We start from the raw sequence: 25,208 nt of genomic DNA on the forward strand, positions 1-25,208 counted from the left end.
GCGAACGCGTGGCCGCCCACGGCGGGACGCTGCGGGCCGGACCGCTCCCGGGCGGCGGCTGGGCGGTCCGCGCCCGCCTCCGGCTCGACGGCGTCCCGGCGGGGTCCGCATGACGATCCGGGTCCTGATCGCCGACGACGAAGCCCTGCTCCGGCTGGCCTTCGGCACCATCCTGGAGGCCCAGCCCGACCTGACCCCGGTCGGCGAGGCCGCGGACGGCGCCGAGGCCGTGCGCCTCACCCGGGAACTGCGCCCCGACGTCGTCCTGATGGACGTCCGGATGCCCGGCACCGACGGGATCGAGGCGACCCGGCAGATCACCCGGCTCCGCCCGCGCAGCAAGGTGCTGATCCTCACCACCTTCGACCTGGACGCGTACGCCTTCGCCGGGCTCGGCGCCGGCGCCTCGGGCTTCCTGCTCAAGAACACCAGGCCCGAGGAACTGCTCACCGCGATCCGCAACGTGGCCGCGGGCGACGCCGTCCTCTCCCCCCGGATCACCCGCCGCCTGCTGGAGGACTTCCGCCCGTACCTCCCCGACGGCGCGGGCACCGACCGCGACGAACGGCTCGCCCGCCTCAGCGCCCGCGAACGCGAGGTGCTCGTCCAGGTGGGCCGCGGCCTGTCCAACGCCGAGATCGCCGCCGCCCTCCACCTCGCGGAAGCCACCGTGAAGTCCCACCTGGGCCGCGTCCTGCACAAACTCGACCTCCGCGACCGCGTCCAGGCCGTGGTCTTCGCCTACGACTGCCACCTCGTCCGCCCGACCTGACCAGCCCCGGCCACCGCCCGCCGAGACGTCCGGCCCACCAGAACGTCCCCGCCGGAACGCTCCCGCCCGGGCGTCCCCCGCCGGAACGCCCCCGTCAGGGCGTCCCCGTCAGCCGCGCGATCAGTACCGCGGTGTCGTCCGCCCGGTGGCCGTCGTGGCGGGCCTGGCCGAGGAGGAGGTCGGCGAGTGGTTCGAGGGGGAGGTGGGGGCGTGGGCGAGGGCGGTGCGGAGGCGGTCGATGCCCTCGGCGAGGGGGGCGGCGGCGGATTCGACCAGGCCGTCGGTGTAGAGGACGAGGGTGGCCCCCGGCGGCAGCCGGATCTCGGTGGCGGGGAAGTCGAGGCCGTCGTCGATGCCCAGCAGCGGCCCGCCGTCCAGGTCGAGGACGGTGGTGCGGCCGTCGGGTGCGCGCAGCAGCGGCGGGGGGTGGCCGGCCCGGACGGCGCGCAGGGTGCGGGTGGCGGGGTCCAGGCGCAGCAGGCAGCAGGAGGCGAGCAGTCCGGCGTCGAGGTCGACGAGCAGGTGGTTGGTGCGGCGGGCGACCGTCTCGACGGGGTCGTCCCCGCTGGCGAACGCCCTTACCGCGCTGCGGAGTTGGCCCATGAGCGCGGCGGCCTTGACGCTGTGCCCCTCGACGTCGCCGATGATCAGGACGACGCCGCCGTCGGGGGTGGGCAGGACGTCGTACCAGTCGCCGCCGATCTCCATGCCGCGGGTGCCGGGCAGGTAGCGGGCGGTGATGTCGAGGCCGGGGACGGCGGGCAGCCGGTGCGGCAGCAGTGCCTGTTGGAGGCCGCGGGCGACGGCGGACTCGGCGTCGTAGAGGCGGGCGCGTTCGAGGGCCTGGGCGATCAGGCCGCCGAGGGCGGTGAGGACGGAACGGTCCTCGGAGGTGAACACCCGGGGGCGGTCGAAGCCGAGGATGAGGCTGCCGACGGGGTGGCCGGAGGCGATCAGCGGGAGGAAGGCCCAGGCGGCCATCTCGTCGCGCGGGATGCCGGGGTAGGCGGCGGAGAGCTCGTTCCCGGACTCGAAGAAGATCGGCGCGCCGGTGGTGAACACCTCGGTGCCGGGCAGCCGGGCCCGGATCGGGGTGCCCTCGAACGGGTCGAGGAAGCCGGCGGGGTAGCCGGTCTCGGCGACCAGGTGCATCCGTCCGCCGCGGGCCAGGTAGAGGGCGAGTTCCTGGCCGCCGAAGCCGGGCAGGATCTGCTCGGCGACGGCGTCGGCGACCTCGCGGACGGTGACCGCCTCGGTGAGCGCGGAGGCGAGTTGCAGCAGGTGGTAGACGCCGCCGAGGGAGGCCGGGACGGCGGGCGGGGCCTCGGGGAGCGGGGTGTCCTCGGTGGGGGCGGCGGGCACGATCCGGCCGGTGAGGCCGTGCGCGTCGGGGTAGAGCGAGAAGGCCAGCCAGTGGCCGGGCGGGCGGCGGGCGAGGAACGCGGTGGGCTGCTGGGCGAGCATCGCGGAGCGGTAGCGGTCCTCGTAGGCGGGGTCGGCGAGCCAGGCCAGCGCGTCCCAGGGGCGCCGGCCGAGCAGTTCGGCGCGGGGGGCGTGCAGCAGCAGCTCGGCGCTGTGGTTGACGTAGCCGATCCGGCCGTCCGGGTCGAGGGCGAAGACGCCGTCGCGCAGGCGTTCCACGGCGGCGGTGGTGGCCGCGGCGGCGCTCGCGTCGACCACGGCGACGACCAGCCGGGCGGAGCCGGTGACGGGGTGCCCGGACAGGTCGAGCTGCCGGGTGCCGCCGCCGGGGTCGCGGAGCCGGACCCGGTGGGTGAACGGCCGGCCCTGCCGGGCGGCGTGCCGGGCGGCTTCGCGCAGCGGGGCGATGTCCTCGGGACGATCCGGTCCAGCAGGGCGGCGGTGCGGCCGTCGTACGGGCCGGTGCCGAGGATCTCGCGCAGCCGTTCGTCGGCGGTGAGCCGGCCCTCGGCCAGGTCCCAGTCGAGGAAGCCGAGCCGGATGCCGTCGCCACCGGGCACCGGCAGCGGCACCACGACGGGCGGGCGCTCCCCGCGGGCCCGGTCGCCGTACGGCAGCAGGCCGGTGGCCAGGCGGTTGCCGGCGGTGCGCAGCTGGCGGCGGGTGGCGGCGGGCGGGCGGGCGCCGCCGGCGGGCCAGAAGACGGCGATCACGCCGAAGGTCCGGTCGCCGACGGTGACGGGCGTGGTGGCGGAGGCGTGCGCGTACGGGAGCCCGACGGCGAGGCGGGGGTAGCGGCGCATGGTGTCGTCGGCGTCGGCGAGCACGATGGTGCGGCCGGCCCGGTAGGAGTCGGCGACCGGCAGGGGCGCGGCGACGGCGATCCGCCGGAACGGTTCGATCAGGCTGAGCGGGATGCCGACGACGGCGGCGACGGCCAGCGAGCGGCGGTCGGCGGAGTGCAGGTAGAGCACGCCCCCGTACGCGGCGGTGGCCCGGACGGCGCGCAGCAGGCCGTCGGCGAGCAGCGCCTCCGCGGCCGTGCCCCAGCGCGGGCGGGCGGCGCCGGGCGGGGGGCCGGTGCGCGTCGCCGGTTCGGGGTCGGTCCGTGGGGGCGGGCCGGACGGGTCCGCCGGGACACCCGGGCGCATGTCTCACTCTGTACGCCGCCGCCGGGGTCGAGTCAAACGGGGGACGGTGTCGCTCCGTCCGGGTGACGCTCCACGGCGTGTCGGTACGACAGATACGACAAGGGGATCATCTGCCGGTATGGCGACCCCCTCCACCGTGCCCTCCAGCACTCCCAGCGCTCCCGGCACCCCCGGTGCCCGCAGCACCCGCACCCCACCCGCCGCTCCGGGCCGGGACGCCGCCACCGCCGGGGCCTGGCCGCCCTCACCGCGCTCGCCACCCTCACCGTCGGCTGCTCCGCCCTGCACGCCCAGGACCCCGCCCGCACCTCCGCCCCGGCCGCCCCGCCCGCCACCGGCGCACCCGCCGTACAGGCCGTCCCGGCGGCCCAGGCCCAGGCCCAGGCGGGTCAAGCGGCGCAGGCCCAGGCAGCGCAAGCCGCCCAAGCGGCCCAAGCCGCGCTCGCCGCCCAGGCCGCGCTCGCCGCGATGCCCGCCGCCCGGCCGCAGGCCGCCGCCGGGCAGGAACTGAACGCCCGGGTGTCCGCCGCCGAGCAGCGGGCGGGCGTGCAGCAGGCCCTCGCCGCCGCCCGCCGCTGGGGCCTGGCCGCGCTCCCGCTGCGCGCCCCCGCCCCGCCCGCCGTCAAGCCCGAGCTGGCCGACGGGCCCGGCGTCAAGCGCGCCCCGGGGCTGCCACCGGTGGTCTACCGCGTCCCGACCACCGACAAGGTGGTGTTCCTGACCGTCGACGACGGCGCCGAGAAGGACCCGCAGTTCGCGGCGATGGCCGCCGAGCTGGGCGTCCCGATGTCCGCGTTCCTCTCCGACTACCTGGCCCGCTCCGACTACGGCTACTTCCGCGCCCTCCAGGCCCACGGCGTCACGCTCGACAACCACACCCTCACCCACCCCGACCTGCGCCGCCTCGACGCCGACGCCCTCCGGCACGAGATCTGCGACCAGCAGGACCACCTCCAGCAGGTGTCCGGCACCCGCCCCCGCCTGTTCCGGCCCCCCTACGGCGAGTACACCGAGGCCGCCCTGCGCACCGCCGCCTCCTGCGGCGTCACCGCCTTCCCGCTGTGGAACGAGGAAGCCTTCCCCGACCACCTGGAGTGGCGCTACGCCGACCAGCAGTTCCACCCCGGCGACATCGTCCTCACCCACTTCCGCGCCCCCTCCACCGACTGGAAGGGCACCATGCCCGACATGCTGCGCCGAGTCGTCGACGCCGCCACCGCCCAGGGCTTCGCCATCGCCCGCCTGGAGGACTACCTCTGAGCCCCCGGCCCCGCGCGGACCGCTACGATGCCGTCCATTCGTCATCGGACCTGTTCCGAACCGGGGCCACCATGAGGACCGAACTGCGCCTGGTGCGCGTCGTCGCTTTCCTGCGCGTCACGGGGGCGCAGCTGCTCCTGCTGTCGGTGATGGGCTCCATGCCGGCCCTGCTGTGGCGTCCGAGCCGGTACGCGCCGACGACTCTCGCGGTGCTGTACCCCGCGATGTTCGCCGTTGGCCTGCTGGGCACCGCGGGGTACGGGATCGCCTTCTGCGCCAGGCGCCTGGCGCAGGAGCCGGACGACCTCCCCGCCCACCTCGAACCGCTGCCGGAGGAGCAGGAGTCGAAGCTGGTCTCGCTCCGGGCGACGTCCCTGCTGCTCCCGCTCGTGCTGGTATTCGGCACGATCGGCGCGGCGCAGCGGTTCCCCTCCTGTCTGCTGGCGGTGGGGGGGGTCCGCCGGGCTGCTCGTGGTCTCCCGGTGGACGGCGGCACGGGAGCGCGAGCGCGGCGGCCGGCTCGTCTACCTGCTCGTCCCCGGCGCGGACCACACCGGCACCCGGCTGTGGATCGACCGCACCGCGTCTCCTGACCGCATCCCGTCTCCTGACCGCACCGCGCCCTGACCGCGACCCGGTGAGGCCCTCGCCCCGCCGTCAGGCCCGCGTCCTCGCCGCCGCCGTTTCCGCGTCCGCCACGTGCCCCGTGTCCGCCACGTGCGCCGCGTCCACTACGTGCCCCGTGTCCGCCACGTGCGCCGTGTCCGTCGCGGTGGTCGGGTCCGTCCGGTCGCCGGGGGCGGGGGCGACCGCGACGCGGGGGGGGCGTGCGGGTGGTGTTCGCGGAGGAAGCCGATCAGGTGTTCGCGCAGTTCGCAGCGGAGTTCGAAGGCGTCGCCCGCGTTGGCGGCGGTGGCCAGGGCGCGCACCACCAGGGTGGTCGGGGTGGTGTCGACGACCTGGAGGGCGCTGCCCTCGCCGTCCCAGTGCGGGTTCTTGGCCAGGTAGGTCTCGAACTCGGCGCGCAGCAGGTCGACGGGGGTGCTGTGGTCGAGGTGCAGCAGCGCGGTGCCGGTGATCCGGTCGGAGCGGCGCGACCAGTTCTCGAACGGGCGGCCGGCGAAGTACGACATCGGCATCACGATCCGCCGCTGGTCCCAGGTGGCGATCACCACCGCGGTCAGGGTGATCTCCTCGACGGTGCCCCACTCGCCGCCGACCACCACCACGTCACCGATCCGGGCCAGGTCGCCGAAGGCCATCTGGATGCCCGCGAACAGGTTGGAGAGCGCGCTCTGCGCGGCGATGCCCGCGACCACGCCGACCAGCCCGGCCGACGCCAGCAGGCTGGTGCCGACCACCCGGACCGCCGGGAAGGTCATCAGCATCCCGGCCAGCGCCAGCAGCGCGATCGCCGCCTGGAGGATGCGGCTGAGCAGGCCCACCTGGGTGCGGGCCCGCCCGGCCCAGGCGGCGTCCCGGCGCCGCACCGCGAGCCGCACCGCCCGTCCAGCACCAGCGCGGCGGCCCGCGCGGCCAGCCAGGCGCACGAGCCGATGGTGGCCAGCACCAGCAGGTGCCCGATCCCGTCGGGCGCCCGCACCCACGGCATCGCGGCCAGCAGCAGCCCGCAGCCGGTCACGGCGAGGATCGGGCGGCGGCAGCCGCGCAGCACCCGGGGCACGTTCCCCGCTCGCGCGGGCAGCCGTCGCGTCGTCACCTCCACGACCCGGTCGACCCCGTACAGCACCAGGGCCACCGTCGCGCCGACCACCACCAACCGCACCGCGCTCCACCACCACACCTGCCCTGCCTCCTCACCACTCGGCTCCGGGTCCTCCGCCCGCCTTTCCGTCCCCCGTGCGTTCACACCCCCGGCGGGGCATACGCGCGAGTGCCGTCCGTCACTGTGAGGAGCCCGAGCCGTGAACCCGTTCGAACGCGCCCTGCGCGCCGTCGACCGCACCCAGCAGCGCCGCCGACCACTGGCCGTCGTGGTCGGGGTGGTCAAGAAGTACGGCGACGACCGGGGCGGGCTGCTGGCCGCGCTGATCACCTACTACGGCTTCGTCTCACTGATCCCGCTGCTGCTCCTGCTCTCCACCGTGCTCGGCTTCGTCCTGCACGGGCACCCGGACGCGCAGCAGGCCGTGGTCGACTCGGCGCTCGCCGACTTCCCGATCATCGGCGACCAGCTGCGGGAGAACGTGCACTCGGTGCAGGGCAGCGGGCTGGCGCTGGTGATCGGTGCGGCGGGCCTGCTCTACGGCGCGCTCGGCATCGCGCAGGTGCTGCAGCACGCGATGGCCGAGGTGTGGAACGTCCCCAACTTCCAGCGTCCCGGCTACTGGTCCCGGCTCTGGCGCAGCCTGGCGCTGTTCGCCACGCTCGGCACCGGCCTGCTGCTGAGCACGGCCGCGGCGGCCCTGGTCGGCGCCGCGCTGGGCGGACCGGCCGCCCGGATCGGCGGGCTGCTGCTCGCGGCGGTCCTCAACACCCTGCTGTTCCTGGCCTGCCTGTGGATCCTCACCCCGAAGGAGGTCCCGGTCCGCTCGCTGTGGCCGGGCAGCTTCCTCGCCGGCCCGCTCTTCACCCTGCTCCAGGCGTTCGGCGCCGCCCTGGTGACCCACCAACTGCGGCACGCCACCGCCGTCTACGGCTTCTTCGCCACCGTGATCGGCCTGCTCTCCTGGCTGTACCTGGCCGCCCAGGTCACCGTGTACGCCGCCGAGGCCAACACCGTCCTGGCCCGCCGCCTGTGGCCCCGCTCCCTGCTCCAGCCGCCGATGACCGGCCCGGACGAGCAGGTGCTGGGGGACATCGCCCGCCAGGAGGAGCGCCGCCCCGAACAGCGCGTCGACGTCGACTTCACGGACGAGCCCCGGGAGGACGCGCCCGCGAAGGACACCCTCTCGAAGGACGCCTCCACGAAGGACTCCCCCGCGAAGGACGTCCGGCCGAAGAACGTCCGGCCGAAGGACGAGCCCGCGAAGGACGCCCCGCCGGAGGGCCGTCGGGGCGGTTCGACCGCCGCCTGAGCACCGGCTGTCCATGATGCGGATGCCCCGGTGGACGCGGGCTCCGGCGTGGTCGACTGGGCGTCACACCCGCTGCCCGGCCCAAGGAGCCCCGCCATGCTGTCCGCGCTGCCCTCGCTCGACGGGCTGGAGTTCGCCCCGGTGTCCCGTCCCGAGCAGGGCGAGGTCGACCCCGGCACCCGGTTCGCGTACCACGAGGACGAGGGCCTGGTGTGGGCCGACTACCAGGGCGGCGAGGTGGTGCACGGGCACCTGGTCGGCACCCGCACCGGGGACACCGTGGACTTCCGGTACGTACAGCTCAACCGGGCCGGGGAGACCAACTCCGGTCACTGCACCAGCGTCCTGACCCGGCTCGCCGACGGCCGGCTGCGGCTGGACGAGACCTGGCGGTGGGAGTCCCGCCCCGGCTCGGGCACCAGCGCGGTCGAGGAGGTCCTCCCCTACTGACGGCCCCGCTCCCCCGGCCGTCCCCAGCTGTCGGTGGCCACCGGTAGCGTCCGGGCCATGACTGATCGTGAGACCTTCGCCCCGCTGGTGTTCGTCGAGTACGACCACAAGCCCGGCTCGTACGGCCTGCTGCTGACCGACGACCGGATGGTCGAGGTGGACGAGGTGTTCGAGGCGGCGGGGCAGCAGAACGGCGGCTACGGCTGGGAGGCGGTGGCCCGCTCCGCCGTCCGCTCGCGGGCGCCGCAGTTGGAGGGCCGGTTCCGGTACGACCCGGAGGCCGGCATGTTCGTCGCCTACGGGGAGGACGCGGCGGCGCTGCGCGAGCTCGGCGCGCTGCTCTCGGGGCCTTCCACGACCGGCCGGGCCTGCGCGAGTTGATCGACGCCGCCGAGCCCGACTGGTTCGACTGACGACCGCCCCCGTCCGTCCCGTCCCGCATGCGGGAACGCCGACGGCCGCCCCTCCCGACATGAGGGGCGGCCGTCGGCGTCGTGCGGGTGGTCCGGTCCTACCGGAGTCCGATCGGGGTTCCGATCAGACGGTCAGGACCTGGCCCGGGTAGATGACATCGGCGGAGGAGCCGATGGTCTGGGCGTTGGCGCTGAACAGCGCGTCCACGGTGGTGCCGTTGGCGGCCGCGATGGCGCCGAGGGTGTCACCGGACTTGACGGTGTAGGTGCTGCCACCGGTGGTGTTGCCGCCGCCGGTGTGGCCGGCCTTCTTCCAGGACTGGTGGCCCTGGTAGGAGGACTTGCCGCTGTCGGCGGTGGTGTTGGTGTTGGTGGAGGCCGCGTCGGAGTCGGTGGTGGCCGACTTCGCGGACTTGGTGCCGGTGGTGCTGCTGCTCGCGGAGTCGCCGGTGGCGCTCGACTTGCTGGTGTTGCTGCTGGCGGTGCTGCTGCTGGCGGTGCTGGTGCTGCTGGACGAGGTGTCGACCTGCGCGGCGGCGCCGCCCTGGGTCAGACCGGCCTGCACGGAGCAGACGGGCCAGGCGCCCGGGCCCTGCGAGGCCAGGACCTTCTCGGCGACCGCGATCTGCTGCGCCTTGGTGGCCTGGTCGGCCTGCGGGGCGTAGGCGGTGCCACCGAAGGCGGCCCAGGTGGAGGAGGTGAACTGCAGGCCACCGTAGAAGCCGTTGCCGGTGTTGATCGACCAGTTGCCGGTCGACTCGCACTGGGCGACCTTGTCCCAGGTGGACACGTCCGCGGCCGAGGCCGAGGTCGCCGTCACGAGGCCGGCCACCGGGAGGACGGCCACCGCACTGCCCGCGACGATGGCGGCCCGGACGCGGTTGCGCTTCCGGTTGCCCTGCTCGGCGGTGGTGGCGGTCTTGGTGGCGGCAGTCTCGTTACGGAAGATCATGCGATTCCTTTCGGATGCCCCGGGCAGGCAAGGCGGAACCAGGAGCCCGACGGGCCCTGCGGTCTCTCGCGCTTGTGGATCGGACGGTGCGGTCGAGGTCCGACCTGCTCTCCGTCGCGGTCACCCTGCCCGTCGGGCGGCTCGGTGGCCGCACCGGGGCGTTGGTTTCGGGTGATCCCGGGTAGTGCGCCCTGCACTGGTTACGAAGCTACGGGCGCTCGGGCCGAACTCCAAGCATTCGAAGGTTTACGCAGGTCAGGACCCCGTTACCGCCAGTACAGCGGCCTCCGCGACCCGGCCCGGCCGCCATTTTCCGGGCCCGGGCGGGGTGGGGCCGGCGGCGGCTGTGACCGGGCTCACCGGTTCCGGCCGCCTCCGGCCGGGGAACCGCACACCCTCCGTGGCCCCCCGCTGACGGCGCGCCGACTGTCCAGCGATCCGCCTATGGGACGGGCCACAGCGGCCACCCACCGTCCACCCGGCCGTCACCCGCCGTGGCCGGGACCGGCCCCGAACTCCCCCGTCAGGACAGCGCGGTGAGCACCCGCGGCCCGTCCTCGGTGACCGCCACGGTGTGCTCGGAGTGCGCTCCGCGCGAACCGTCCGCCGAACGCAGCGTCCAGCCGTCCGCGTCCACCCGCAGCTTCGCCGAACCGGTGCACCACCACGGCTCCAGCGCCAGCGTCAGCCCGGGCCGCAGCTCCAGCCCGCGCCCGGGCCGCCCGACGTTCGCCACGTGCGGGTCCTCGTGCATGGTGCGGCCCAGGCCGTGCCCGCCGAAGTCGGTGTTGATCCGGTAGCCCGCGCCCTGGCCGACCGCCGCGATCGCCGCCGAGATGTCCCCGATCCGGTTGCCCGGCACGGCCGCCGCGATCGCCGCGTCCAGCGCGGTACGGGTCGACTCCGCCAGCCGGACGTCCCGCTCGTCCGGGGTGCCCACGATGACGGTGACCGCCGAGTCGGCCACCCAGCCGTCGATCGACACCGCGAAGTCCAGGCTCAGCACGTCGCCGTCGCCCAGCACGTAGGGGTGCGGCTGCCCGTGCAGCACCGCGTCGTTCACCGACAGGCAGATCACGTTGCGGAACGGCCCGCGCCCGAAGGACGGCGCGTAGTCCCAGTAGCAGGACTCGGCCCCCCGCCGGTCCACCAGCTTCCGGGCCCGCAACTCCAGGTCCATCACGTCCCGCCCCACCTCGGCCAGCCCCGCCAGCTCGGCCAGCGTCTCGGCGACGAACCGGCCGGTGACGGCCATCTTCTCGATCGCCTGCGGAGTCTTCAGCTCGATCACGGCACCGCTCCCTGCACGACGACCACCCGGCCGCCCGGTCGAAAGAACCACCGGTATTCAAATACCAGCAACGGACAGTGACACGCTAGCAGCCCCCCGGTATTCAAATACCGCCCACCCTCCGGAACGCCCCGCGAAGGCTGTGACTGCGATCGATAGGTTGCGAATGCGAGCTGTAGTTTGCGAGCGGCGGTCCGCAGGCCGACCGCGTCACGTTGGGTAGGGAGGCTCGGCGATGACCGTACCCGCCTCGGAGGCGGTCGTCCGGATTGTCGGGCATGCCTCGTAGGCTCGGCCCATGAATGATCAGATCTGGGTTGGCGTTCGGGAGCGCGTGCGCGCGCTGGGGGTAAGCCCGGCCAGTGCCGGCGTGTTCGGTTCTCGGGGACACCGGTTCGCCTTGGACGAGCCGCTGACCTCGGCCGAGTTGGTCGACCTCGAAGCCCAGATAGGTGCTGTCCTGCCTGAGGAGTACCGCGAGTTCCTTCTCCAGGTCGGAGCTGGCGGCGCCGGTCCAGCGTATGGCGTCTTCCCCGTCCGGCGGATCCAGGGCCGCTGGCGTTGGGAGGGAGATGGCGCCGACCTCGCGGACCTGACCAGGCTGAACGAGCCCTTCCCCCGGCAGGGCCCGGACCAGGAGCACGTGAGGGCGCTTCTGGAAGAACGGCCAGAGGAAGAGGACTTCGAGGAGATCGAAGACTTCGACGACGCTATCGAGTCCTGGGACGAGCGATGGGAACCCGTGATGTTCTCACCGAACCGCACGGTCGGCGCCGTCGTCATCTCGCACCTGGGCTGCGCCGCCCGCCAGTGGCTGATCATCAGCGGTCCCGAGCAAGGGCGGATCTGGTCCGACAACCGGGTGGACGACGAGGACCTCACTCCGCTGCTGGATAAGCACGGCGAGCCGACAACCTTTGCTCGGTGGTATTTGACGTGGCTCGATGAGAGCGAACGTCGGCAGCAGCAGGACAGCCCTTCATAGCGTTTGCTGGCCGAACGATCGCCAGCCGCCAGATACCTTGCCGATTCAGCAACAGTTGTCGTGCTGACCTGAGCGGAGAACCGCACGTCAAGTACCACTTTTGGCGACAACTGGCGCGCTTGAGTCGCAAGTAGCGGTCATGTGCGGTCTCTGGCAGCGCCGATCGCGACAGCGGGAGCGCCTGATGCCCTCGCCCTTGCAGAGCACCGGACTGGAGCCGTTCGTGGCCGCTGGATCAACCAGGGAATGGCACAGGACGAGTACCGCGACTTCGTACTCGCCGGTCGGCCTCGACACCAGGCGCCGAGCTGACGGCCGCTTGCGCACCGGCTGAGCACCGATCGTCAGATTCCTTGCTGGTTCAGCGTCAACTGTCGCACTGACCACCCCGGGCGACCGGCCATCGAGCGGCACTGCTGACGACTGCTACCGCACTGGATCGCTGTCGCAGAGAGCCACCACCGCCGAACAACTCCTCGCAAGGTATCGCTCGCAACGGCTCGCAAACTACAAATCGCAACACCAGGTCGCAGAAGCCTGGCTCGCAAACTATCGATCGCAGTCACAAAGGCCACCTCGGCGAAGCACGACAACCCCCGAACCACCGGAGACCCGCCCTCCCCCAACACGCCCCGGCACACCGCCTGCCCGGCCAGCACCGGACACGTCGGGCACCTACTGCCTTGACCGAAGCGCCACACGAGCGCAGGGAACAGCCCTGGTCGCCGCCGGGGGCGGTGATCGCGCAGGGACCATCCCCGCGGACGCGGGGAGCAGTCGTGCGCCGTGAACTGCCCGACCTCCGGGACGGGTCCATCCCCGCGGGTGCGGGGAGCAGACCGCGGCCGCCCTCGACACCGACCTGCGCGCGGGTCCATCCCCGCGGGCGCGGGGAGCAGGGCGTCATCTACGCCTACAACCACGTCGGCTGGGGTCCATCCCCGCGGGCGCGGGGAGCAGCCTCTTGGACCTGGGGGTTTACGCGTCGGCAGGGCGCAAAACTGCAACTTTCGCCGATCCCGGCATACCGGACATAACTTTCGATCCCTTTCTGCCGTGGTTCATCGTTTCCCGAAGCGGCGCAGTTTGGAGGCAGTGCTCCAGCCCGGCTTGGCGGAGCTGGGCGCCGGAGCCGTGGTGGTGTTCGGTCGGTGGATGAGGGTGAGGCCTTCGTGGTCGACGGGTTTCCAGGTGTGGTCGTGGGTGTGGAAGGTGAAGCCCTGTTCCGTGTTCGAGGTGTGGATCAGGAGGGCCCGGCCTTGGCCGGCGTGCTGTCGGACTTCGGCCCACAGGACGTCCCGTACGCGTGCGGACGGGGAGCCGATGAACACTCCGGCGGAGATTTCGAGGAGCCAGCGGGTGAGCAGGCCCCGCAGGCCGACGGGGCAGTTGGTGAGGACGATGACGGTCACCAGTTGCCCTCTCCGTAGTTGACTCCGGCGGCGACGTACTGGCCGTGGTCGGACTGGAGGCTGACGGTGTCCTCGTCCGCGACGGCCGACTCGGCGACGAGCAGGCGGCGGATGTCGGCGACGATCCGCTCCTGCAGGCGCAGTTCGTGGATGCGGTTGCGCAGGGCGCGGCGGGTGCGGGCACCGATGTCCTCGGGGGACTCGGCGGCGACGTCGAAGGCGACGGGGATTCCGACGTCGGTCTTGTAGAGATCGGCGATGTCGAGGACGAAGGAGAGTTCGTGGCCGGAGTGCACGAACCCGAGGGCGGGTGAGCAGCCGAGGGCGGCGATGACGGCGTGCGAGACGCCGTACATGGCTTGGGCGGCTGCGGTGATGGCCTGGTTGGGCGGGTCTCCGGAGGTGAAGTCGCCGGGGGTGTAGTGGCGGCCTTTCCAGCGGATGCCGGTTCTGGCGGCTTCGGCGCGGTAGAAGTCCCGCATGCGGGTTCCTTCGCGGCCGAGCAGTTCGCGGCGGGTGAGGCCGGCCGGGTCCTCGTCGGGGAAGCGCAGCCGGTACATGGCCCGGGCGGTCTCCAGCCGGGTGCGCGGGTTCGCCCAGCGGAGGGCCTGGGCTTCGGCCAGGGCTGATGAGCGGGACAGGGAGCGGCCCGTCGCGTAGGAGCGGACGCCGTGTTCGCCGGTCCAGACCACGCCCGCGCCGGTCTCGCCGAGGACGGTCATCGCCTGGTGGGTGATGCGGGTGCCGGGGCCGAGGAGCAGGGTGCCGATGGTGGCGGAGGGGATGTGGGTGGTGCCTTCGGCGGTTTCGACGGTGAGGGCGTTGGAGTCGCGGTGGATGGTGCAGCGTTCGAGGTAGAGGAAGGAGAGCCGGTCGGCGGCGCGGGCGAGTTCGCGAGGGCTGCTGGCGGGGCGGCGGCTGACGGTGCTCACCGGGTCAGCCGATCGGGGCGAGGGTCATCAGGCCGCAGCCGTAGGCCTTGGCTTTGCCGAGGCCGCCGGTCAGTACGGCGCGCAGGGCGTCGGGGTCGGTGACTTCGAGGCGGCCGTCGAAGGTGACGGCGGTGAGGGTGACGCGTCCGGTGGCGCCGTGCTTGGAGAAGGCGAGGCTGCGCTGTCCGTGGACGGCGAGTTGGTGTTCGTCGCCGTGTTCGGTGTGCCGGCGCTCGGCGGGTTTGGCCAGGATGCGGAAGCCGCCCGCGTCCTGGCGTTGGAGCAGCCACTGCGTCTGGTGCCGGGCGGTGAGGTGGGCGGTGCGCTTGGTGGGTTCGCCGTCCTTGGTGCGGACGTGGTGGACGGGGTTGGCGGTGAGGCGGAAGTTCCAGCTGGTGCCCTTGTCGAGGCGTTCCAGGAACGGGGCGTAGGCGTAGGTCTGCCAGCCCGCCGTGCCGGTGGCGGCCGCGGCGGGCCAGCCGGCCTGCTCCACGAGGTGGGTGAGGTCGGGCCGGGACGGGCCGACGACGTACAGCTGGACTTCGGCGGTGGCGTTGTGGTCGGTGCGCCACAGGACGCGCGGGCCCGGTGCGGTGGGCAGGATCTCGGGGAAGGCGGACATGACCGCGGCGTGCAGGTGCTGGGGCGAGGACAGCAGTCGGCGGGCGCCCGCGCGCGCGGTGTTGAAGCGGAAGCGGGTCAGGTACATCAGGCGCTTTCCAGGTGTGTCGTCGGGTCGTGGGCGGGCACGGGTGCCTTCGCGAGGTGCGGCTTGGCGTGGGGGTTGGGCACGGTGACGGTGGTGGCGCGGACGGTGCGCAGGCCGTGGCGGCGCCGGCGGACGTCGAAGCTGAGGGGCTGGTCGCGCAGCACGTCGCCGTCGCCGTCGGTGGTTTCGCTCAGGACGGTCAGGTCGACGTTCGCACGGTCGCGGTGGCGCTGCTGGTGCCAGGCGGAGGCCCGCCAGGGGAGGCGGGCCAGGACGGCTTCGAGGTCGCCGTCCTGATGGACGCTCAGCTCGTCGGGCAGGTCCAGGGGCCGGGCCGGCGGGCAGGAGCGGCGCCCCAGGTAGGGCAGGTAGACAGGGGTCCGGACGGCCCGGTGGAGGCGCTCGACGAGCGGGGCCGGGCCTTCGACGGCCGCGACGAAGACGGCGTCGGCCAGGTAGAAGCGCTCGGAGAGCGGCATCGACTCGCCGGTGTCGAAGTGGTGAGCGGTCTGGTAGTCGCGCAGCCGGGCGCCGGGCTGGTCGACGCGGACGCCGAAGCGCAGGGCGGCGAGTTCGGCGAGCGCGGTGTCGTCGCCGCGTTCGACGCCGAGCGCGGCGGCCAGGAGCCCGATCACGCCGCTCTTGGTGGGGGCGTTCTCGGTGGTGCGCCGGGCGAAGCGGGAGGTGGCCCCCCACGACTGCAGGGGGCCGGCCAGTTGCAGGGCCAGCACGCTCATCCGCGCCGCTCCAGGCGTGCGGCGACGGCGGCGCCGACGGCGGTCACCAGGCCGGAGAGCCGGGGGACTTCCTCGCCGAGGGAGGAGAGCTTGGCGGTGGCGGGCCCCACCCGCAGGACCCAGGTCCGGGTGCTGTCGTCGCCGTAGGCCCGCTCGATCTCGGGGGCGTAGTCGGCGAGGCGGGCGCAGGCGGGGGCCAGGTGGCCGCCGTCGACGTCGGGGGTGACGGGCTTCTCGAAGGCGCCGACGAAGCTGACGGGGCGTGAGGTGCGCAGGGTGACGAGGACGGCGTCGGGCAGGGTGTGGTTGCCGAAGGTGTTGATCTTGCCGGTGGGCAGGGAGGAGACGAACGCCTCCAGGAACGCCTCGACGGCGCGGCGCACCGGGGTGGCGGGCGGCTCGTTCTCGTCGAGGCCCCGGCCGAGGTTGCGCCCCAGCAGGTCGACGTCGAGGGCCGCGTACCGGTAGAGGGTGGCGGAGTTGAAGTCGACGGTGCCGATCATGCCCGCGCCCGGTTCGGCGTCGGTGTTGCGGTCGTCGACGGCGGTGAAGTAGTCGGACTCGGTCTCGCTGCGGTGCACGCCGAGGGCGTGGGCGACCTGGGCGGCGGCGTCGACGTTGATGTCGGTGGAGTCGGCGACCATCCGCCCGAACAGGGCGATGTCGACGGAGTGCCGGCCGTCGGCGATCTTCTTGGCGCGGGCCTTGGCGTCCTTGTCCTTGAAGAACGCCTTGATGTCGTCGGCGCCCTCGACGGCCAGGGCAGCGAGGTGGTCGAGCTGGCGGGAGCTGAGGAACATCAGGTAGGAGGACTCTGGGGCCGGGTCGTCGCCGCCGCTCTTCTTCGCCTGCTCGACCTTGCGCTTGGGCGGCTCGATCTTCGAGCCGGTCGCGGTCTGCAGCACCTCCGCCGCCAGCGCCAGCGCCCGGTCCTGACCGGTGCCCGGGGCCAGCGCGGTGATGCGCTCGGCGAGGAGTTCGGCGACCCGCTTGGTGCGCACCCCGAGCTCGGCCGGGTCGAGGATGGTGTCGAAGTAGCGGCGGGTGGCGCGCTTCCACGCCTGGCTGGAGACCCGGGCGCGGGTGGCGCCGCCGTACACCGCGGTCTTGGGCGCGCCCGTGTCGTCGCGGTTGAGGTTGCTCGGCGGGACGCTCTGCAGGGCGTGCACGTCGAGGATGGTGCGGCGGCTGGTCACTGGGCGCTGTCCTTGTTGTGGTCGGTGTCGGTGTCGGCGGTGCTGTCGGTGTCGGCGGCCTTGGTGCCCTCGGCCTGGTCGGCGGGCTTGGCGCGGTGGGCGTGCAGGGAGCGGCCCCAGGAGCGCCGGACGCTGTCCGGCCCCCACGGCCGCTGCTGCCACTGGTAGAGCTGCTCGGCGAGCAGGGCGTAGTCGAGGGCGATCTCCTCGCGGCGCAGCAGCAGGACGATCTCGCGCAGGCGGGTGGCCAGGACGGGCATCGTGGGTGCGGAGCCGGCCCGCACGAAGCGCTTGCGGGTCGGCTCGTCCAGGTCGCCGCCGGGCATCAGGCGGCGTACGGCGGTGCCGAGTTCGTCGCCGCCGGGTCGGTGCATGCGGGTGCCGCGGGACTGCTGGTGCAGGGCGTACAGGGTCGCGGCCGTGTACAGGGCGGTGTGCGCGGCGTCCTGTTGCAGCGCCGGATCGGCGTGGAGGGTGTCGCTGTCGAGCAGGCCCCACAGGTCGGGGATCGTGGCGGTGTCCTTGCCGGCGCCGCGGCGCAGCCGGGCGAGGGCGGCGACGGCGTCGGGGCGGTCGTCCAGGTAGCCCTTCTGCAGGCGGCCGATCTCGCTGCCGGCGAGGGTGCCGACCGGGCCGAGCGCGCGGCGGCGCTGTGCGGGGGCCGGTGGGGCGGTGGTCATGCGGTCGCCCTTTCGGGGTCGGGGGCGGTGTCGGGGTCTGCGGGTACCGGGGCGTCGGAGGTATCGGTGGCGAGGGGTGCCGGGGGCCGTCTGTGGAATCGGGCTGCGGGGTGGTGGGGTGGGCCAGCGGCAGGGCGCGCTTGAGGCGGCTGCGGAACCACAGGTCGGCGGAGTCGGTGCTCAGCCAGGCCTCGCCCTGCTTGGTGACGACGATCCGCCCCTCCCACGCGGTGTCTCCGGCTTGGGCGATGAGGCCGTCGGCGAGGGTGGAGACGATCCGGCGGACCTGCTGCTGCCAGTCGGTGCGCAGTGCGGCCGGGTCGTCGCCGTCGCGGATGGCGGCCAGCCAGAGCCGGTAAGGGCCGTCGAGGGCTCCGAAGCCGGCGTCCCGTGCGCTCGCTCTGGGGGTCTCGGACTCGCTGCCTGCCGCCCGCGCGAGGTCGGAGGCCAGGTCGCCCAGGGCCCGGACGGCGAGATCCGCGTCGGTGGACGCGATCTTCGCGGTCTCGCCCAGCCGGGAGTCCCGCTCGCTCAGCACGACCAGCGCGAACGCCACCGCGTCGCCGGCGATCTCGTCGATGACCGACTGCTGGGTGCCGTACACGGCGCCGAAGGTCCGCAGCCGCATCCGGCGCCCCTTGGGCAGGATCTCGTCCGCTTCCAGCCGGGCCAGCCAGTGCACCAGCCCCGGCCTCAGTTCCGGCGCCGGGTCTGCGGCCGCGCCCTGGAGTGGGGCCGCGGAGGCGATCAGCGAGCCCAGACCGCGCCAGGCCGCCCGGGCCGGGTCCACCTCCCTGGGCAGGTACACCGACGACCGGCCGAGCTTCTTCTCCTGCGCCGGGCTGCGCCGCCAGCCGGTCATGGGCTCGGTGCCGAACCTGTTCCGCGGGACGAGGGGGTCGCCGTAGGTGAGGACGACGCCGTGCACACTGTCGTGGTCGGCGTGCAGCCGAATGCGGCGGGACTGCCAGGTGTATAGGTCGCGCGGGCCGGTGGGACGCGAGGCCAGGTCGTCGGCCGCGCCGGGGCCGGCGGGCGGGCGCCGCCAGGCGGGGAGGTCGCCGTGGACGGTGCTCCAGTGGTCGGCGGCGATCAGGTTCAGCAGTAGCGTCTCGCGCAGGTCCGTGCCTTCGGCGAGCACCGCCCCGAGGTTGCCGGCCCAGGCCGGGCCCTGGGGGTAGGCCTTGCCCGCTCTGGCCCGCGGGTCGCCCTCCACGCCGGTCTTGATGCCCGAGGTGTCATAGGCCTGGGCGTGCACCACCCAGCGGGCGGCCTCCGCGAACGGGATGCGCTCGACGCCGGGGAATCGGGCGGTGAAGAACGGGTTGCCGTTGGGTACGTCCGCCACGATCCGGTTCAGCGGGAAGACCTCGTCCTTGCCGGTCCGCAGCTGCGCGCACTGGAAGAACGGCGTGCGCGGATGGAGGAGGTCGAAGCGGTCCCGGTGTTCCTCCAGGTAGGGCAGCACCGGGTGCAGCGCCTGCGGGTCCTCCCACAGGTCGGCCCATTCATCTGTGTCGCCCGGGCCGTCCAGGGCGTCGTGGGCGATGGCCAGCAGCAGGCGGGTGAGGGCGAATTCCTGAGTGGGGAGTTCGCAGGCCAGCCGCCTGATTCCTGCGGCCTGCTCGAATACTTCGCGCAGTGACAGTTCGCCCTCGCGGCCGTCGGCCAGCAGGACGGGAATCCACGCCTGCTCCGTCAGGTCGAACACCTTTGTCCCGTCCGGGAATTGCGTGCGGTCATGCGTCGGCACTCGACACCTCGAGTCCGTTCTCGCGGGTGTACATGAGTCGGAACCCTGCCAGAAGGGTCGGACGACCGGGCCTGATCGGAAGGAGCAACTGCCCTGCCAGCCAAGGATTTTCCTTGACCTGCCAACTTTCGAAATAGAACTGCTCAAGTTCGGCAACAACTCGGTCAATGACGTACGGCTTGGCAAGGTGCGCCGGCAGGCGCAGCTCGCAGGCCGCCGCCGCTTTCGCCGCCTTCGGCGACGGCACCGAACCGGTCGGCAGCGGCAGCCCTCCCCGTCCCTGCCCCGCCCAGCTCACCGTCGCCAGCGAGCCGTCCTCCAACTCCTCGACGACGACCACCTCGATGCTCTCCGGGCTGTCGCGCACCTGGGCCCGCCCGGCACGCGTGTCGTCCGCATCACCCGTGCCCCCGGCCAGCCAGCCCATCAGCGACCGGCCCTCCTTCCCCACCTCCCTGATCCGGAACACGTCCGCCGCCTTCGCCTTCTTCACCTGCAACTGCTCGTGGACCAGCCGCGCCTCCTCCAGCACCGGCGCCCACTGCGCGGGCCCCACCGGTCCGTCCCCGTACGCGGCCTGCACCAGAGCACTGATGTCGTCGGGAAGGGACAGGCTCCGTCCCCCCTCCAGGTGGGGGTGCAGCACGGCGAGCGAGCGCAGCAGCGCGTGCCGCCCGTACACCGCCTCCGATCCGCGCACCGGCGCGGGCACCGCAGCGGACCGGTCGACGCCCGTCAGCAGACACCTCGCCTCCCGCAGCCGCGCGGGACGGCCCGGCCGCCGGTGGCGGTGCAGGCGGCCCACCCGTTGCAGCAGCAGGTCCACCGGCGCCACGTCGCTCACCAGCAGGTCGAAGTCCACGTCCAGCGACTGCTCCGCCACCTGGCTGGCCACCACAATGTGCCGGCCGGGCCGCCGCGAGCCGTCCGGGCCGAACAGTTCCAGCAGCGCGCGGTCGTTCTCGGCCCGGTCGACGTCGATGAACCTGGCGTGCGCGACGGTCACCGCCCCCGCCCGAACCGGCCGCGCAGCACCGCGGCCGCCTCCAGCACCCGGTCGACGGTGTTGCGCACCACCAGCGCGCACCCGCCCCCGGCCAGTTCGGCCTCCAACCGGTCCGCCAGCACCTCCAGGTCGTCATCGAGCCGCTCCAACCGCACCTCTCCCCCGCGGCCGGACGCCGCCGGACGCCCCAGCAGGGGGTCGTGTCCGGCGCACACCGCCGTCAGCAGCGGATACTCCCGCACCTGCTCCACAGCGGCGAACCGCCCGTCGTCGCCCTCGCCCTCGCCGACGCCCGCGTACGCCTGCGCCAGCTCCGGCGGCGTACGGCCGGAAGCGTCGCCGACAGCACCACCACCGGCACCCCGTACGCGCCCAGCCAGCCCAGCACCGGTCCAGGTAGGCGTTCATGTACGTGTCGTACGCGTGCGCCTCGTCGATCACCACGACCTTCCCCGCCACCGCCAGGTGCCGCAGCACCAGGTGGCGGGCCTTCAACCCGGCTAACAGCAACTGGTCGACCGTCCCGACCACGAACGACGACAGCAGGCCCTTCTTCCGTCCGGCCAGCCACTGGTGCGCCACCAGCTCCGCCGGCCCCGCCCCTCCTCGCCCGCCTTCGGCACCCGCTCCGCGCCGTCCACGTCCACCGCCGCCACCCGCTGCCGCGAGCGGGCCCGCAGCTCGGCGGCGTCCCGGTTCAGCGCCGCCTTCGAATGCGCCAGCAGCACCGACAGCCGCTCACCGTCCCCGGCCGGCAACCGGTCCAGCCAGTCCAGCAGCCGCGGGAACATCGCGTTGCTCGTCGCCATCGTCGGCAGCGCGAAGAACACCCCGCCCGCCCCGGCCCGCGCCGCCAACACCTCCGCCGCCGCCAGCGCCGCCTCCGTCTTCCCCTCCCCCATCGGCGCCTCGACGATCAGCAGCCCCGCCCCCGGCATCGCCCGCGCCATCTCCACCGCCGCCGCCTGCACCGGCCGCACCACCGCCCCCGCCGGAAGGTCGAACCTCGACGCGAACAGCTCCGCCGTTCCGGTCTGCGGCACCCGCGGCCGCCACGGCCCCGGCAGATCCAGCCCCCGCCACGCCGCAGCCACCCGGCGCCCGCCGTCGAACCCGGCCTCCAGCGGGAAGTACGGGAACAGGTCCGGATTGCTCGCGATCCAGTCCGCCATGATCACCAACCCGGACAGCACCACCTGCACCGGCTGCGGCAGCCGCACCCCCCGCCACTCCCCCAGCCTCCCCTCCACCCCGAACTCCACCGCGCACGCGTCCAGCAACTCCCGCTGGACCCGCCGCCACACCGCTTCGCTCCCGCCCGGCGTCCGTAACAGCTCCGCGCGCCCGTCCAGATCCAGGAGCGCGACCTGCTCCGGCGGAACGCCGTGGTGTCCGCCCACCACCACCGCGAATTGCCCCGTCGCCCTCCCCGGCCACGCGTGCCGCTCCTTCAACCACTCCTGCAGCAGCAACTGACCCGCCAGACCGTGCGGCGCCAACCGCCGATCCGCACCCAGCCCCGCCCGGTACGGCATCTCCAACCCCGCATCACGCATCCGGTCCGCCAGAGCGTCCACCTGGCACGCGAACGCCGGCGTCGCCTTCCCGATGTCGTGCACCCCCGCCAGCCACACCACCAACCGCCGCCCGTCCACCACCCCCTCCGGCAGCACCCCACCCACCAACGCCCGCACCCGCTCCGGCACCCAGCAGTCCCACAACAACCCCGCCACCGCCGCACTGTCCTGCATGTGGCACCACAACGGCAGCCACCCCTCGCCGTCCTTGTCGTGCTTCGCCCACACACTCCGCGCCCCCGCCGACAACCGCGACCGCAGATCGAACCCGCCGCCCACCCACCCACCCCTTCCATCCCTACAGCTCCGGCGGACAACCGGAGATGACGGGCGATCATATGGACCACCGACGACCGCACCCCCTCCCAGGACGAAATCCCGACGACCTACGAACAGCCGGTGCAACGCCACCACCGCGTGCATGCCCCACCGCGAAGACGTCCCAGCCCAAGAGCACGCATCAGGCAGGCTGCCCCGGAGCTGCGAGAAAGGCCGTACGGCGGACATCGGGGGACACACTGCCGCTGTCAGCGCAGAGGATGAACACACCTGGACCCACGGCCTACAAATCCCCGAACACTTGGACCAGCCAATGGCCGAGATCCGCGCCCGGTGTCGTACCGCTGTGGGAGCATCCAGCCCCGCTCTACCGGTCCTTGAAACCTCCACAGCACCAGCAAGCAGACGGCGAGCCGCAGCAGCGGGACGCCACCCTCAACCGCCGACCGAAGAACCAAACAGCCGCAGCTTCCGCCCGTGCCTTGAAGACTCTGCCCAGCCATGCGAAAGCAAGTGACGCAATGTCACTTATGTCCGAATCTCGACAAGTAGCAAATTTCTGGGGCCCTGACGCATAACACTGCAGGTCAACAAGACTGCTCCCCGCGCCCGCGGGGATGGTCCCGGCGTCACCGGCGCGTCCACCGGCAAACCGTCCTGCTCCCCGCGCCTGCGGGGATGGTCCCGGTACTGCGGAAGCGGTCGTTTGAGCGACTGTCTGCTCCCCGCGCCTGCGGGGATGGTCCCCTCGCCGACCAGCAGCAGAAGGGCTGACCACCACTGCTCCCCGCGCCTGCGGGGATGGTCCCCCGCCTGGGGCGTAGTGCCCGCGCCTCCGCCCCTGCTCCCCGCGCCTGCGGGGATGGTCCCGCCACCCCAACCCGCCTGCTGTCGGGGTTTGCTGCTCCCCGCGCCTGCGGGGATGGTCCCTCCTGCGCCTCCATGAAAACGCTGGCCAACTCCTGCTCCCCGCGCCCGCGGGGATGGTCCCGCCCCGGCCACCGAACTGGTGGAGGCCAAGACCTGCTCCCCGCGCCCGCGGGGATGGTCCCTCGCCGCCCTCCAGCTCGTCGGCGACGTCACGCTGCTCCCCGCGCCCGCGGGGATGGTCCCGCAACCGGGTGTGCAAGCAGCTTCGCTTGCACCTGCTCCCCGCGCCCGCGGGGATGGTCCCGACATGCCCTTGCCCGACCAGGTGAGCAGCTCCTGCTCCCCGCGCCCGCGGGGATGGTCCCTGCTGGACGAGGGCCCGGAAGCCGGGGGCAACCTGCTCCCCGCGCCCGCGGGGATGGTCCCCGCGTCCGGGTGGAGTACCTGAACGACTTCGGCTGCTCCCCGCGCCCGCGGGGATGGTCCCAGGAGGAGTGCGGCGATACCGAGGACGACCAGCTGCTCCCCGCGCCCGCGGGGATGGTCCCGTTCCATGCCGCCGCGCTGCTCCTGGCCGAACCTGCTCCCCGCGCCCGCGGGGATGGTCCCAGCTCTTGCATCTGCGGCCCGCCGACCCGTTCCTGCTCCCCGGCCGCACGGGGATGGCCCCCACGCCTGGTTGATGACGTTCTCGTCGCGGCCCTACTCCCCGCGCCCGCGAAGGTGGCGCCGCGGTTATGAGCGCTGGTGGCGGCACGATCCCCTGCTCCTCGCGTCCGTGGGGATGGCCCCCCGCACATCAACGACCCGGTCGGCTGGCTCCTCCGCTCCCCGCGGCCGCGGCCCCCGTCCCGCCGAGTCCCGCCCTGCTCCCCGCGCCCTCGGGGAAGGCACTACAAGTTCAGATTGTGTAGCGGATCAGGTTCGTTGTGGTGAGGCCGAAGTCGAAGGGAGGCGGGATCGGGACGGTGTCGCCGAACTTTCCGGTCCACTGCTGACGGTACGACCCGTTTGACGGCTCGGAGAACAGGACAACCGTGCCCTCGCGAGGATCGACCATCAAGTAGAGAGGGATGCCCATCAGTGGGTAGTCGCGGACTTTGCCGACCAGGTCGTTCTCGGGGTTCGACACGGAGACGATCTCTACGGCGATCTCGGCGAGTTCCGCCGGAACCTCGTTCCCACCAAGCTCTACTACTGACACCGGGATGTACGTCAGGTCCGGGTTGCGGAGCTTGCCGACGTTCGGCGAGGCCAGATCCGTGTTCTCGCTGGGCATCAGCTCCGCCGGCCGGTGAGCGTCGAACTGCTCCCGCACGATGAGCAGGTTCCGCTGATGGATCACCGACGGCCCGGCCATCATGATGATCTCATCACCCGACACCTCGACCTTCCACCCAGCAGGAGGTGTCAAACTCTGCGCGAACTCCAACAACTGCGCGTGGCGTTCAGGAACACGGAACTCAGCCATACCGCCATCCTCCCACCCCGAACTCAGGCCAACACCCACACTCCGCACTCCACCAGCACGCCCTCAATCTGCTCCCCGCCGCCCGCGGGGATGGTCCCATGGGGGTCATGAAGATCGCGGAGCGTGCCTGGCTACTCCCCGCACCTGCGGGGATGGCTTTCCGGCACGACGTCACCCGCGAGACACAACCAGCTGCTCCCCGCGCCCGCGGGATGGTCCTCGGTGGCCGCCGGGTGCTACGCCCAGGACGGGCTGCTTCCCAAGCCGGCGGGGTTGAGGTGTCGGAGAGCCGTGGGAGTATGCGCCCGCGCCACCTTGCTCCTTGACACCTCCACAGCACCACCGACGTCGGAAAACCGTAGCGCTGGCACCACACCCTCCACCACCAATTACAGGGCCCCGAGCTCCACCCACATCTCGAAGACCCAACCCAGCCAGAGGAAAGAAGGTGACGCCATGTCGCTTATGTCCGAATCTCGGAAAGTAGCAAATTCCTGAATCTCCGGCGCATAACACTGCAGGTCAACAAGGCTGCTCCCCGCCCGCGCGGGGATGGCCCCCCCGCCGATGACCCGCTGACGGTCCTCTTCGACTGCTCCCCGCCCGCGCGGGGATGGTCCCTCCAGTCCTTCGTAGACGAGTTCTGTCCGGGCCTGCTCCCCGCTCGCGCGGGGATGGTCCCGCTGGCGTCGATCTCCTCGGGGCTGTCGCCGCCTGCTCCCCGCCCGCGCGGGATGGTCCCTCCCCGCCATACTTTGGGTGCTCGAACCAGCGCTGCTCCCCGCCCGCGCGGGGATGGTCCCGCCGCGCAGAGCACGGTCCAGTTCGTGCTGCGCTGCTCCCCGCCCGCGC

The 25,208-nt window shown here is 73.0% G+C and carries 22 protein-coding genes, 2 pseudogenes and 1 CRISPR repeat array; of the genes and pseudogenes, 7 read left to right on the forward strand and 17 right to left on the reverse strand.

Annotated elements, in window-relative coordinates; translation table 11 throughout:
* The first annotated feature begins 109 nt into the window (after window positions 1-109).
* Window positions 110-772, forward strand: a complete 663-nt coding sequence (locus QMQ26_RS04570) for a response regulator (protein ID WP_282204838.1) — start codon at window positions 110-112, stop codon at window positions 770-772.
* Between the two features lie 120 nt (window positions 773-892).
* On the opposite strand, the gene QMQ26_RS04575 is transcribed toward QMQ26_RS04570, so the two are convergent.
* Together QMQ26_RS04575 and QMQ26_RS04580 are read right to left on the reverse strand one after the other, a co-directional pair.
* Window positions 893-2,452: a SpoIIE family protein phosphatase gene (locus QMQ26_RS04575; RefSeq protein WP_282204839.1), complete on the reverse strand. Its 1,560-nt coding sequence runs from the start codon at window positions 2,450-2,452 to the stop codon at window positions 893-895.
* Between the two features lie 440 nt (window positions 2,453-2,892).
* Window positions 2,893-3,345, reverse strand: a pseudogene (locus tag QMQ26_RS04580) (GAF domain-containing protein); the annotation flags it as partial.
* Window positions 3,346-3,813: 468 nt separating this feature from the next.
* Here QMQ26_RS04580 and QMQ26_RS04585 point away from each other — a divergent pair.
* Both QMQ26_RS04585 and QMQ26_RS04590 read left to right on the forward strand, forming a co-directional pair.
* Window positions 3,814-4,605, forward strand: coding sequence for a polysaccharide deacetylase family protein (locus tag QMQ26_RS04585; RefSeq protein WP_282204840.1), 792 nt, complete (start codon window positions 3,814-3,816; stop codon window positions 4,603-4,605).
* 71 nt (window positions 4,606-4,676) lie between these two features.
* A complete protein-coding gene (locus QMQ26_RS04590) occupies window positions 4,677-5,198 on the forward strand; it encodes a hypothetical protein (RefSeq protein ID WP_282204841.1) in 522 nt (173 codons plus the stop codon).
* 138 nt (window positions 5,199-5,336) lie between these two features.
* Here the strand turns inward: QMQ26_RS04590 and QMQ26_RS04595 are convergent, their stop codons facing one another.
* Window positions 5,337-6,095 (reverse strand): mechanosensitive ion channel family protein, encoded by a 759-nt coding sequence (locus tag QMQ26_RS04595; protein ID WP_282204842.1) that lies wholly within the window; start codon window positions 6,093-6,095, stop codon window positions 5,337-5,339.
* Window positions 5,987-6,409, reverse strand: coding sequence for a hypothetical protein (locus QMQ26_RS04600; RefSeq protein WP_282204843.1), 423 nt, complete (start codon window positions 6,407-6,409; stop codon window positions 5,987-5,989). Before QMQ26_RS04600 ends, QMQ26_RS04595 begins: the two co-directional genes overlap by 109 nt.
* Before the next feature lie 121 nt (window positions 6,410-6,530).
* Between QMQ26_RS04600 and QMQ26_RS04605 the strand changes: the two genes are divergently transcribed.
* From QMQ26_RS04605 to QMQ26_RS04615, 3 genes are all read left to right on the forward strand, one after another.
* Entirely contained in the window at window positions 6,531-7,643 is a 1,113-nt protein-coding gene (locus QMQ26_RS04605; RefSeq protein ID WP_282204844.1) for a YhjD/YihY/BrkB family envelope integrity protein, read from the forward strand.
* Between the two features lie 96 nt (window positions 7,644-7,739).
* Entirely contained in the window at window positions 7,740-8,093 is a 354-nt protein-coding gene (locus QMQ26_RS04610; protein WP_100834991.1) for a hypothetical protein, read from the forward strand.
* Between the two features lie 57 nt (window positions 8,094-8,150).
* Window positions 8,151-8,474 (forward strand): immunity 51 family protein, encoded by a 324-nt coding sequence (locus QMQ26_RS04615; protein ID WP_282204845.1) that lies wholly within the window; start codon window positions 8,151-8,153, stop codon window positions 8,472-8,474.
* A 156-nt stretch (window positions 8,475-8,630) separates the two neighbouring features.
* On the opposite strand, the gene QMQ26_RS04620 is transcribed toward QMQ26_RS04615, so the two are convergent.
* Together QMQ26_RS04620 and map are read right to left on the reverse strand one after the other, a co-directional pair.
* Window positions 8,631-9,458: a LysM peptidoglycan-binding domain-containing protein gene (locus QMQ26_RS04620; RefSeq protein ID WP_282204846.1), complete on the reverse strand. Its 828-nt coding sequence runs from the start codon at window positions 9,456-9,458 to the stop codon at window positions 8,631-8,633.
* 523 nt (window positions 9,459-9,981) lie between these two features.
* Window positions 9,982-10,749 carry a type I methionyl aminopeptidase gene (map, locus tag QMQ26_RS04625; protein ID WP_282204847.1) on the reverse strand — a complete coding sequence of 256 codons (768 nt, stop codon included), beginning with the start codon at window positions 10,747-10,749 and terminating at the stop codon, window positions 9,982-9,984.
* 298 nt (window positions 10,750-11,047) lie between these two features.
* On the opposite strand from map, the gene QMQ26_RS04630 reads away from it, so the two are divergent.
* Window positions 11,048-11,734, forward strand: coding sequence for an SMI1/KNR4 family protein (locus QMQ26_RS04630; RefSeq protein WP_282204848.1), 687 nt, complete (start codon window positions 11,048-11,050; stop codon window positions 11,732-11,734).
* A 1,061-nt stretch (window positions 11,735-12,795) separates the two neighbouring features.
* On the opposite strand, the gene cas2e is transcribed toward QMQ26_RS04630, so the two are convergent.
* The 11 genes and pseudogenes from cas2e to QMQ26_RS04670 all read right to left on the reverse strand — a co-directional run bounded on the left by cas2e (window position 12,796) and on the right by QMQ26_RS04670 (window position 24,356).
* Window positions 12,796-13,146, reverse strand: a complete 351-nt coding sequence (gene cas2e / locus QMQ26_RS04635) for a type I-E CRISPR-associated endoribonuclease Cas2e (RefSeq protein WP_282204849.1) — start codon at window positions 13,144-13,146, stop codon at window positions 12,796-12,798.
* Complete coding sequence (gene cas1e / locus QMQ26_RS04640; protein WP_282204850.1) at window positions 13,143-14,078, reverse strand: type I-E CRISPR-associated endonuclease Cas1e; 936 nt, start codon at window positions 14,076-14,078, stop codon at window positions 13,143-13,145. The genes cas2e and cas1e overlap by 4 nt, the downstream gene beginning before the upstream one ends.
* A gap of 4 nt (window positions 14,079-14,082) precedes the next feature.
* Entirely contained in the window at window positions 14,083-14,787 is a 705-nt protein-coding gene (gene cas6e / locus QMQ26_RS04645) for a type I-E CRISPR-associated protein Cas6/Cse3/CasE (protein WP_100834997.1), read from the reverse strand.
* Window positions 14,787-15,524, reverse strand: a complete 738-nt coding sequence (gene cas5e, locus QMQ26_RS04650) for a type I-E CRISPR-associated protein Cas5/CasD (protein WP_282204851.1) — start codon at window positions 15,522-15,524, stop codon at window positions 14,787-14,789. The genes cas6e and cas5e overlap by 1 nt, the downstream gene beginning before the upstream one ends.
* Window positions 15,521-16,720 carry a type I-E CRISPR-associated protein Cas7/Cse4/CasC gene (cas7e, locus tag QMQ26_RS04655; protein WP_282206417.1) on the reverse strand — a complete coding sequence of 400 codons (1,200 nt, stop codon included), beginning with the start codon at window positions 16,718-16,720 and terminating at the stop codon, window positions 15,521-15,523. The genes cas5e and cas7e overlap by 4 nt, the downstream gene beginning before the upstream one ends.
* Window positions 16,717-17,400, reverse strand: a complete 684-nt coding sequence (gene casB / locus QMQ26_RS04660) for a type I-E CRISPR-associated protein Cse2/CasB (RefSeq protein WP_282206418.1) — start codon at window positions 17,398-17,400, stop codon at window positions 16,717-16,719. Before casB ends, cas7e begins: the two co-directional genes overlap by 4 nt.
* Before the next feature lie 247 nt (window positions 17,401-17,647).
* A pseudogene (casA, locus tag QMQ26_RS37305) lies at window positions 17,648-19,153 on the reverse strand (type I-E CRISPR-associated protein Cse1/CasA); the annotation flags it as partial.
* Window positions 19,140-20,159 carry a hypothetical protein gene (locus tag QMQ26_RS37310; RefSeq protein WP_318552193.1) on the reverse strand — a complete coding sequence of 340 codons (1,020 nt, stop codon included), beginning with the start codon at window positions 20,157-20,159 and terminating at the stop codon, window positions 19,140-19,142. The gene QMQ26_RS37310 and the pseudogene casA, both read right to left, overlap by 14 nt.
* Window positions 20,156-20,401: a hypothetical protein gene (locus tag QMQ26_RS37315; protein ID WP_318552194.1), complete on the reverse strand. Its 246-nt coding sequence runs from the start codon at window positions 20,399-20,401 to the stop codon at window positions 20,156-20,158. The genes QMQ26_RS37310 and QMQ26_RS37315 overlap by 4 nt, the downstream gene beginning before the upstream one ends.
* Before the next feature lie 258 nt (window positions 20,402-20,659).
* On the reverse strand, window positions 20,660-22,015 hold the full coding sequence (locus QMQ26_RS37320) for a CRISPR-associated endonuclease Cas3'' (RefSeq protein WP_318552195.1): 1,356 nt from the start codon (window positions 22,013-22,015) through the stop codon (window positions 20,660-20,662).
* A 596-nt stretch (window positions 22,016-22,611) separates the two neighbouring features.
* Window positions 22,612-23,556: direct repeats of the CRISPR family, unit length 29 nt; unit sequence CTGCTCCCCGCGCCCGCGGGGATGGTCCC.
* Window positions 23,557-23,786: 230 nt separating this feature from the next.
* Complete coding sequence (locus tag QMQ26_RS04670) at window positions 23,787-24,356, reverse strand: Uma2 family endonuclease (RefSeq protein ID WP_282204852.1); 570 nt, start codon at window positions 24,354-24,356, stop codon at window positions 23,787-23,789.
* Between the last annotated feature and the right edge of the window lie 852 nt (window positions 24,357-25,208).

Origin of the sequence: Kitasatospora fiedleri (assembly GCF_948472415.1) — a bacterium.
GTDB lineage: Bacteria > Actinomycetota > Actinomycetes > Streptomycetales > Streptomycetaceae > Kitasatospora > Kitasatospora fiedleri.